At 60.3% G+C, this 9,509-nt stretch carries 7 protein-coding genes; 2 read left to right on the top strand and 5 right to left on the bottom strand.

Annotated features, from left to right (window positions below; translation table 11 throughout):
- Positions 1-163 precede the first annotated feature (163 nt).
- Complete coding sequence (locus VJ604_RS02170) at positions 164-844, top strand: HAD hydrolase-like protein (RefSeq protein WP_324079745.1); 681 nt, start codon at positions 164-166, stop codon at positions 842-844.
- 208 nt (positions 845-1,052) lie between these two features.
- Positions 1,053-2,819 (top strand): M3 family oligoendopeptidase, encoded by a 1,767-nt coding sequence (locus VJ604_RS02165; RefSeq protein ID WP_324079744.1) that lies wholly within the window; start codon positions 1,053-1,055, stop codon positions 2,817-2,819.
- A 127-nt stretch (positions 2,820-2,946) separates the two neighbouring features.
- Here VJ604_RS02165 and VJ604_RS02160 read toward each other — a convergent pair whose 3' ends face one another.
- From VJ604_RS02160 to VJ604_RS02140, 5 genes are all read right to left on the bottom strand, one after another.
- Entirely contained in the window at positions 2,947-4,164 is a 1,218-nt protein-coding gene (locus VJ604_RS02160; RefSeq protein WP_324079743.1) for a serpin family protein, read from the bottom strand.
- A 281-nt stretch (positions 4,165-4,445) separates the two neighbouring features.
- A complete protein-coding gene (locus VJ604_RS02155) occupies positions 4,446-4,628 on the bottom strand; it encodes a hypothetical protein (RefSeq protein ID WP_324079742.1) in 183 nt (60 codons plus the stop codon).
- Positions 4,629-4,807: 179 nt separating this feature from the next.
- Positions 4,808-7,327: a bifunctional aconitate hydratase 2/2-methylisocitrate dehydratase gene (gene acnB, locus VJ604_RS02150; RefSeq protein WP_324079741.1), complete on the bottom strand. Its 2,520-nt coding sequence runs from the start codon at positions 7,325-7,327 to the stop codon at positions 4,808-4,810.
- A 435-nt stretch (positions 7,328-7,762) separates the two neighbouring features.
- Entirely contained in the window at positions 7,763-8,527 is a 765-nt protein-coding gene (gene fdhD / locus VJ604_RS02145; RefSeq protein WP_324079740.1) for a formate dehydrogenase accessory sulfurtransferase FdhD, read from the bottom strand.
- Between the two features lie 6 nt (positions 8,528-8,533).
- Positions 8,534-9,509: NAD-dependent succinate-semialdehyde dehydrogenase (locus VJ604_RS02140; protein WP_324079739.1), on the bottom strand; the 976-nt coding region annotated here is incomplete at its 5' end.

Genomic DNA, 9,509 nt, shown 5'->3' with positions numbered 1-9,509 from the left:
TTTTCTTCAACCCTCCCCGACACACCCTCTCCCCCCGGGAGAGGGCCGGGGTGAGGGAACCCGGCGCCTCCCGGCTCTGTGCTCAAGCGAGGCTTCCCTCACCCGCCCTCCGGGCACCCTCTCCCGCGGGGAGAGGGACCGACAAGCCAAGACAGGTAACCATTTGAAGATCGACTGGACCCACATCGACACCGTCCTTTTGGACATGGACGGCACGCTCCTCGACCGGCACTTCGACGACCACTTCTGGCTCGAGCACGTCCCGATGCGCTTCGCCGAAAAGTACGGCATCAGCCTCCCTGAAGCCAGAGAACGCTGCCACGCCATGTTCCGCTCCCAGGAAAACACCCTTAACTGGACCGACCTCGACTACTGGTCCAATCAGCTCGGTCTGGACATCCCTATCCTGAAGGAAGAGGTCAACCACCTGATCGCGGTGCACCCCTTCGTCATCGAATTCCTCCTTTACCTCCGCCAGCACGGCAAGGCGATCCACCTGGTCACCAACGCGCACGGCAAGACCCTCGACCTCAAGATGCGCAGGACCAAGATCGGCCCCTACTTCGATGGCATCATCTCCGCCCACGATCTGGGGGTCCCCAAAGAGGACCCGGCCTTCTGGGGAAAACTGCAGGAGAAGGCCCCCTACATCCCCGAGCGGACCATGCTGGGCGAAGACAGCGAGACCAACCTCCACACCGCAGACCTTTTCGGCATCAAGTACCTGATCCATGTCGGTCGCTTCAGCTCCACCGCCCCCCCGGCGCGCTCCGACCGTTTCACCACCATCCACTACTTCAGCGAGCTGATCCCCCGCGACGGCAGCACCAGCGTCGACATCTGAACTGGCCGCCGTTCGTGCTGAGCCTGTCGAAGCACCCGCTCTACCCTCGCCCTCCGGGAGAGGGTGGCCGAAGGCCGGGTGAGGGAAGCCCGCTCCTCCTTCACTGCCGCGCCTCGGTTCCCGCCTCCCCCCTACCTTGACACTCCTCCGCCCATCGATTACTATCGACAGGTCTGTAATTTCAATAACATGATTATCAGGAGCCCGTATGACCAGCGACCTCACCTGGGACACAGTTCCCCTCTATCCCTCCGCCACCTCCGCCGAGCTCAGCCGGGATTTCGAAGAAAGCACCTCCAAGGTGGCCAATTTCAGAGACAAATACCGCACCAAGGTCTCCGCTCTTTCCGCTAAGGATCTTCTCGAGGCACTGCGCGAATATGAATCACTGCAGGAGTTGTTGGCGAAACCTCAGCTCTACGCACACCTGCTTTTCGCCGCCGACAGCGAGAACGACGACAACAAGCGCCTCTCCCAGAAGGCCTCCGAGTTCGGCAACCTGATGGGAAGGGAACTCCTCTTCTTCGACCTGGAACTGATAGAGATGGACGACGCGCCCTTCAAGGCGCTGGAGGACGACAGCCTGCTCAGCAACTACCGCCACTTCCTGCAGGCTCTGCGGAAGTTCAAACCGCACACCCTTTCGGAGCGTGAAGAAAGCCTCCTCTCCCAGAAGGGGCTGACTGGCGTGCAGGCCTTCAGCCGCCTCTTTGACGAGGTCTCCGCTTCCTTGCGCTACACACTCGAGGTGGATGGCGATAAGCGCGAGCTGACCGGCGAGGAGGTGCTGGCCCTGCTGCATCACCCCGATGCGGAACTCAGGGAGCGCGCCTTCGGCACCTTCCTGAAGAAACACGAAGAGCACCAGATACTTTATTCCGCGGTCTTCAACAACGCCGCCCTCGATCACTCCCAGGAACTGGAGCTGAGAAACTACGGGCACCCGATGGAGCCGACCAACCTCGGCAACGAGATTCCCACCGAAGTCATCGAAAGCCTGATGCAGGTCTCCGAACAGAACTATCCGCTGGCCCAGGAATATTTCCGGCTGAAGGCACAGTTGCTCGGCATCCCGCGCCTGAAGAACTGCGACGTCTACGCCCCCCTCTCCGACAGTGGCAAGCAGTACAGCTTCCAGGAAGCCCGGGCCATGACCGTCCAGGCCTACCGCGGCTTCTCGGAAGAGTTCGCCCAGATGGCCGACTCCTTCTTCATCGATAAGCGGGTCGACGCCATGCCCCGCCCCGGTAAGAGCGGCGGCGCCTTCTGCATGGGGATGACCCCATCGCTCAACCCGTATCTTCTTCTGAACTTCACCGGCAACCTGCGCGACGTCTCCACCATGGCGCACGAGGTAGGCCACGGCATCCACTTCATGCTGGCCCAGAAGCAGACCATGCTGAACTACCACATGCCCCTCCCCCTGGCCGAAACCGCCTCCGTCTTCGGGGAAATGCTGCTCACCCGTCAGCTTTTGGAAAACGAGACAGACAAGGAGGTCAAAAAATCCCTCCTCTGCGCCAAGATCGAGGACATCATCGCCACCACCTTCCGGCAGAACGTGCTGACCCGGTTCGAGGAGAAGATGCACCTGGGGCGCAAGAACGGCCTGTTGACCGCCAACGAGTTGTGCGACATCTGGTGGAACGAGAACGGCAAGCTGTACGGAGACGCCGTCGAGATGATCGAGCCCTACCGCTTCGGCTGGAGCTACATCTCCCACTTCATCCACGCCCGCTTCTACTGCTACTCCTACACCTTCGCTGAACTGCTGGTGCTATCCCTGTACCAGATGTATCTCAAGGAGCGCGAGGCCTTCATCCCGATCTACCGCGACATCCTGGCCGACGGCGGCTCCCGCACCCCCGCCGACACCCTCGCCCCCGCCGGCATCGTGATGAGCGACCCCAGCTTCTGGCAGAACGGGTACGACCTGCTGAAGGACCTGATCGAGGAGTTGAAGAAGCTTATTTAGCCAATCGGACTCTCACCTCACATGCACGAAAAAAGCAAAGGCCCGATGTCCGCATCGGGCCTTTCTCATCGAAAGTTGGTGTACAGGTTCAAGTCACCACTGCATCTCAGACACCAGCCCCCACGATCTAACCGTTGGGCTCGACGATCCTTCCCAATATCAGGATGCTTCCTGTAGTATTTTCGCGAATGACAAAAAGAAATGGGTGATCGGCCCTGAATGTCTTTACGATGGGGAGGGCGGACATCGTGATTGCGCCGACGGTGGCGGCGGCAGCCTCGGTGCCTTCTTCATTGATGTCCAGAAAAGCCTTGTGGCGAAGCAGGCTGATAAAGAGCGTTCTGGTCCCGTCCATTCCTGAAAAGTCGGCCCTCGCACTAAACGGGGTCCTCATTCCCAATTCCTGCAGCGGTTTTACCAGGTCCTTCACCCCCCATGTCCCCTTGAATTTGGGGAGGGCGACGCTGACCTCTGCTTGATGCAGCTGAGAGATCCACGCATCTAAATTCGACCCTGTCACTCGTTTTTCGAAGTCGCCGAAATTCCCCACATCACTGGGAAGGATGATCACCATCGACAGGTCCTTCCCCACATACGGCAACTCCAACGCCTGGGAACCTTCTATCTCTGCGTACCTGAATTTTCCCGTCTGATTCATCATGGAGACAGGAGTTTTTCCGCCGTCAAGCAGCGAAAAGTCGGCCTTTGTCGTGAGCTTGGGATTGAACTGGCTGGCCCACTTCCCTTTGAAGTAGATCGCATTCACCAGGACCAGTCTGGTCGCAGCATCCAGGTCTCCTTGCCGGATGACGTCCCTGATCTTCCCTTTGGTCTTGTCTTCAATCCACGCATTGATCGTGCGACTTGCTTCTCCCGACTTGTGCTGATAGTCCAGCGGGCTGACAGAGACGCCGAAATATTTCTTAGCTGATTTGAGATACCGGGTGAGAAAAGGATGACCTTTCTGCGGCCACAAGGAGTTCGCGACGTTCAGCTGCACCTCTCCCTTCTTCTGGATTTCTTCAAAGGTCTTGTTGAGTAGGCCGAACGCCGGGGCTACCTCGCCTTCACCAGCGGAAAAACGGAGAGTTTTTGCCATCTCCGCCGAGGTGTCGCCACGTGCTCCCTCGAACATCAGGGCCAACGCGGAGGAGACGCTATAGGGAGAAAAAAAGAGGTTCCCTTTCTCCTGCTTCAGCTTGGAGTACAAATCGAGAGCGAAGGCAGTGTTTCCGGGTACGACCGATTTTACCGCCGGAGGTCGCTCTTCACCTGATGCTATGGAAAAGAGGCAAGAAAACACCAGCAGCGTCGCAACAGATATGCGTAACGGTCGAGTCGACATGAAGCCTCCACGGTTTCGCCCCCACTGAGATTACCGAACCGGCCATTGCCGGGCAGCGGCTCGGTTCAGCGAGAAAGTTGCCTGGAAAGGAAAATTAAATGCCATCGGGGGGATGGATAGGACACATCCAAGGGGCCAGGCACTGGTAAATTGAATATCAGTTGGGACAGATAGCAAGAGGAGACTTCGATTTTACGATTTAAATGTCACCACCAGCCTGGCCCGCTTGACTTCGCCTATCGGGACCTCTGCGGCTAAGCATTCGCATCAATTGATGCCGCTCAACCTGTGCGCCCCTTGCGTCCAGACTGGATGTTGCCGTGGGGGGTGATGATATGGACGTTGTGATTCGGTTCCCGTCTCATCATCATATCGTGCTTGTTGACGGCGACTGGAGGCTTGGCACTATGCTCGTCCATCATTTTGCGTGGTGGTGTTGTCTGAGTCTTCTTCATTCCTTTCATGATAGTCACCTCCTCTCTGTACTAATAATTATAGCACCTCTTGAGAGGTTCCCCCTTCCAAACAAATGGCATCTCCCCCAGCAAATGACAGACGTGAGATGATCCGTTTCCCTAAAAAACGTGAAAAGGCCCGCCGGTTTTGCCGGCGGGCCTTTCGGTTACTGCGTCGTTACTGCTGATTACATCTCGTCGAACTGCAGGTACTTGTAGACGTTGGCCTTGTTGGGCTCAACCTTCTCTTTGTACACGGCCAGGTACTCGGCCGGGGTCGGCAGCTTGCCCAGGTTGACGGTAACCGCGCCCAGTTCGGCGGAGCCCAGGAATACCTTGGCGCCGTTGCCAATCCTGTCGTCGAAGTTACGGGTCGAGGTGGAGAACATGTTCACCCCGTCGGGCACGCGTGCCTGGTTGCCCATGCAGAGCGAGCAGCCGGCGATTTCCACGCGGGCACCCATGGCGCTGTAGACGGAGAAGTAGGCTTCGTCTTTCAGCTTGGCCTGATCCATGCGGGTCGGCGGGCAGATCCAGGTGCGAACGTTCGGGTTGAACTTCTGGCCCCTCCAGATCTCGCCTGCTGCGCGGAAATGGCCGATGTTGGTCATGCAGGAACCGAGGAAGACGTCCTGGATCGGGGTGCCGGCGACTTCGGAGAGGAGCTTGACGTCGTCCGGGTCGTTCGGGCAGGCCAGGATCGGTTCGGTGATCTCGGCCAGGTCGATCTCGATGACCGCTGCGTACTCGGCATTGGCGTCGGCGGTGAGGAGCTTCGGATTCTTCAGCCACTCGTTGACGGCGTCGATCCTGTTCTGCAGGGTCTGGGCATCCTGGTAACCGTCGGCGATCATCTGCTTCATGAGGGCCACGTTGGAGCGGAGGTAGGTTGCCACCGACTCCTCGGAGAGCTTGATGCAGCCGGCGGCGGCGGAGCGCTCGGCGGCGGCGTCGGTCAGCTCGAAGGCCTGCTCGACGGAGAGGTTGGGAAGGCCTTCCATCTCAAGGATGCGGCCGTTGAAGATGTTGACCTTGTTCTTCTTGGGCACGGTCAGCAGGCCCTGTTTGATGGCCCAGTACGGAATGGCGTTCACCGCGTCGCGCAGGGTGATGCCGGGGTTGAACTGCCCCTTGAAGCGGACCAGCACGGACTCAGGCATGTCGAGCGGCATGAAGCCGAGAGCGCCGGCAAAGGCGACCAGGCCGGAGCCGGCCGGGAAGGAGATGCCGATCGGGAAACGGGTGTGGGAGTCGCCGCCGGTACCGACGGTGTCCGGAACCAGCAGACGGTTCAGCCAAGAGTGGATGACGCCGTCGCCCGGCTTCAGCGGCACGCCGCCACGCTCGATGATGAACTGCGGCAGGGTCTTGTGCATCTTGACGTCGGCCGGTTTCGGGTAAGCGGCGGTGTGGCAGAAGGACTGCATGAACATCGGCGCCAGGAACTTCAGGCAGGCGAGTTCTTTCAGCTCGTCGGCGGTCATCGGGCCGGTGGTGTCCTGGGAACCGACGGTGGTCATCTTCGGCTCGCAAGCGGTGCCCGGCAAGATGCCGGTCACGCCGCAGGCCTGGCCGACCATCTTCTGGGCCAGCGAGTAGCCCTGGCCTGCCTTCGGTACCGGGTTGACCGGCAGGGTGAAGACGTCGGTGGGGCCCATGCCGAGTGCCTTGCGGGCACGGTCGGTGAGGGCGCGGCCGATGATCAGCGGGATACGGCCGCCGGCGCGGTACTCGTCGAACAGGGTGTTGGGGGCCACGGTGAAGGTGGAGAGCACTTCGCCTGCTTCGCTCCTGACTTCGCCCTTCTTGGAGTCGATCACGATGACGTCGCCGGTCTTCATCTTGGTCACGTCGGTCTTGATCGGGAAGGCGCCGGAGTCCTGGGCGGTGTTGAAGAAGATCGGGGCGATGACGCCGCCAATGATGATGCCATTACGACGCTTGTTGGGAACGGCCGGGATGTCCTCGCCGATGTGCCAGAGCACGGAGTTGCAGGCGGACTTCCTGGAGGAGCCGGTGCCGACCACGTCCCCCACGAAGGCGACCTGGAAGCCCTCTTCCCTGAACTTGGCGATGGTTGCGTTGCCATCCGGGAAGCGGGTCTTGCCCATGGCGAGAGCGTGCAGCGGGATGTCCGGACGGCTCCAGGCGTCGCCTGCCGGGGAGAAGTCGTCGGTGTTGATCTCGCCGTCGACCTTGTAGACCTTCACCTTGACGGTGTCGGCCAGGCCCGGCTTGGAGGTGAACCACTCGGCGTTGGCCCAGGACTCGACGATCTTCTTGGCGGAAGCGTTGCTCTTGGAGAGAGCTACCACTTCGTCAAAGGCGTCATAGACGAGGGTGGTGCCGGAGAGGGCCTTGACGGCCTCTTCAGCCAGCTCGGCGTCTTTCAGGGCTGCGACCAGCGGGCCGACGTTGTAGCCGCCCAGCATGGTGCCAAGGATCTGCACGGCCTCTTTCTTGGAGACCAGCGGGGACTTCTTGGTGCCGGCGACGATCTCGCCGAGGAAAGCGGCCTTCACTTCGGCTGCCGGGTCAACGCCCGGGGAAACCCTTTCCTTGAGGAGGTTAAGCAGGAACGCCTCCTGCCCTGCGGGCGGGGCCTCCAGAAGTTTGCAAAGACCGGCAGTCTGCTCCGGGTCGAGCGGCTTGGCAGGAATGCCGAGTGCTTTTCTTTCTGCTTCTTGTTTCAAGTAAGCTTCGATCATGATCCCTCCTCAGGTTTTTTCCAGCTATTTACGGGGTTTATTGGAACGATACTGGCGAGTTGTCCTTCATTTGAACGGATACTGTATACAGTTTTTACCCCCTTTTGTCAATTGCTGAAATGCAGGAAACACGGCATTTCGCAGGAGGAACGAGCGGGTTTTGGTCGGGGGAGATGTGGTGTTTGGTGGCAGTGAAAAAGAAAATTATATCGTCGCTTCTTCATTGGTAAAGGCGACGGGAGAGATTAATTAGCGGGTCAATTAATCCAGAGGACGAGGTCCTCCCATTGACGTCCCCTCCCCTTCAAGGGGAGGGTCAGGGTGAGGATGGGGTCCGCCGCTGGCTGCGGGGAAAGGCAAGAAGAAAGCAATCCCCCCTGTCCCCCCTTAATCAAGGGGGGGACGTGATGGGGGGATCATTGCTGCTACCGGAAGTTAAACAGACTCGATCTGCAGCAGTTGGGGGTTGGCGTACACGTTGAACCTGGCCCCCTTCAGGTAACCGATCAGGGTGATGCCGGCCTCCTGGCAGATTCGGATCGCCATGTCAGTCGGGGAGGTGCGGGAAGCGATCAGCACGATCCCCAGGGCGGCGGCCTTGGCGGCCATCTCGGCGGAGACCCGGCCGGAGGTGACCAGCAGTTTGCCGAAAAGGTCGACCCCCCTCAGCAGCGCCTCGCCCGCCAGCCGGTCCACGGTGTTGTGGCGGCCGATGTCCTCGGCGTACAGGAGCAGGTCGCCGTCGGCATCGCCCACCGCGGCGGAATGGACGCCACCGTGGCTTTTGTACTTCTCCGCCTTGCGGGCCAGTTGTTCCATGAGGCCGAAGACGGCGCCAGGGGTTATCTGATCCGCATGGGCAACCTTTTGGAGAGTGCCGGCACCGGGGAGGGAGAAGGTGATGCCGGTGCCGCAGCCGGAGGTGAGGATCGGCTTGAGGTTGGCACTCACCTCCCCCCTGATCCGGACGTTGGCGATGCCGAAGTCGTTGCAGACGCTCAGCATCAGGAAGTCGTCAACGCTGCTGACGAAGCCCTGCACCCGGAGAAAGCCCGCGACCAGGAAGCGCAGGTCGTGAGGGGAAGCGATGAGGGTCACGAGCTCTTGATCGTTGACCCTCAATACCAGGGGGAACTCTTGCACCACTTGCGCGTCTTCACGGGTCAAGGTGCCGTTTGAAAAGAGGTGTACTTCAGCCATAAATCCCTACTTGACGCCTCCTATGCACATGTACTTCACCACCAAAAAGTCATCCATGCCGTACTTGGACCCTTCACGGCCGATACCGGACTCTTTCACACCGCCGAAGGGCGCTACGGTGGTGGAGATAAGGCCGGTGTTGACGCCGACGATGCCGTACTCGATCGCTTCGGATACCCGCCAGACGCGGGAAACGTCCTGGCTGTAGAAGTAGGCGGCCAGGCCGAACTCGGTGTCGTTTGCCATCCGGATCGCCTCCGCTTCGGTCTTGAAGCGGAACAGCGGCGCCACCGGCCCGAAGGTCTCCTCGCGCGCGATCAGCATCTCCGGCGTCACATCGGCCAGCACGGTCGGCTCGAAGAAGCTGCCGCCCAGGGTGTGGCGCTTGCCGCCGGTCACCACGCGTGCCCCTTTTCCCAGCGCGTCCTCGATATGCTCCTCGACTTTCTCCACGGCGGCCATATCGATGAGCGGCCCCTGCTGGGTCTCGCCCTTGAGGCCGTCACCGACCTTCATCTTGCTGACCGCCTCGGAGAGCTTCTCAGAGAACTTGTTGTAGATGCCGTCCTGCACCAGGAACCTGTTGGTGCAAACGCAGGTCTGGCCCGTGTTGCGGAACTTGGAGATGATGGCCCCCTCCACGGCGGCGTCGATGTCGGCGTCGTCGAAGACGATGAAGGGTGCGTTGCCGCCCAGTTCCAGGGATACCTTCTTCACGGTGCCGGCGCACTGGGCCATCAGCTTCTTGCCGATCTCGGTGGAACCGGTGAAGGTCAGCTTGCGCACCAGGGGGTTGCCGGTCATCTCGCCGCCGATGGCGCTGGCGGCGCCGGTGACGACGTTGAAGATGCCGGCGGGAATGCCGGCGCGATGCGCGAGTTCGGCCAGCGCCAGCGCCGAAAACGGCGTCTGGGTCGCGGGCTTCAGCACGATCGGGCAGCCGGCGGCCAGAGCCGGGCCGGCCTTGCGGGTGATCATGGCG

This window comes from Geomonas sp., assembly GCF_035254065.1.
Taxonomy (GTDB): Bacteria; Desulfobacterota; Desulfuromonadia; order Geobacterales; family Geobacteraceae; genus Geomonas.
This window is presented reverse-complemented; position numbering and strand designations above follow the sequence as displayed.

Bases quoted from the DNA above. Each gene is read 5' to 3' on its own strand.
- VJ604_RS02165 (WP_324079744.1), top strand. From the start codon at position 1,053: ATGACCAGCGACCTCACCTGGGACACAGTTCCCCTCTATCCCTCCGCC.
- VJ604_RS02160 (WP_324079743.1), bottom strand. From the start codon at position 4,164: ATGTCGACTCGACCGTTACGCATATCTGTTGCGACGCTGCTGGTGTTT.
- VJ604_RS02155 (WP_324079742.1), bottom strand. From the start codon at position 4,628: ATGAAAGGAATGAAGAAGACTCAGACAACACCACCACGCAAAATGATG.
- acnB (WP_324079741.1), bottom strand. From the start codon at position 7,327: ATGATCGAAGCTTACTTGAAACAAGAAGCAGAAAGAAAAGCACTCGGC.
- fdhD (WP_324079740.1), bottom strand. From the start codon at position 8,527: ATGGCTGAAGTACACCTCTTTTCAAACGGCACCTTGACCCGTGAAGAC.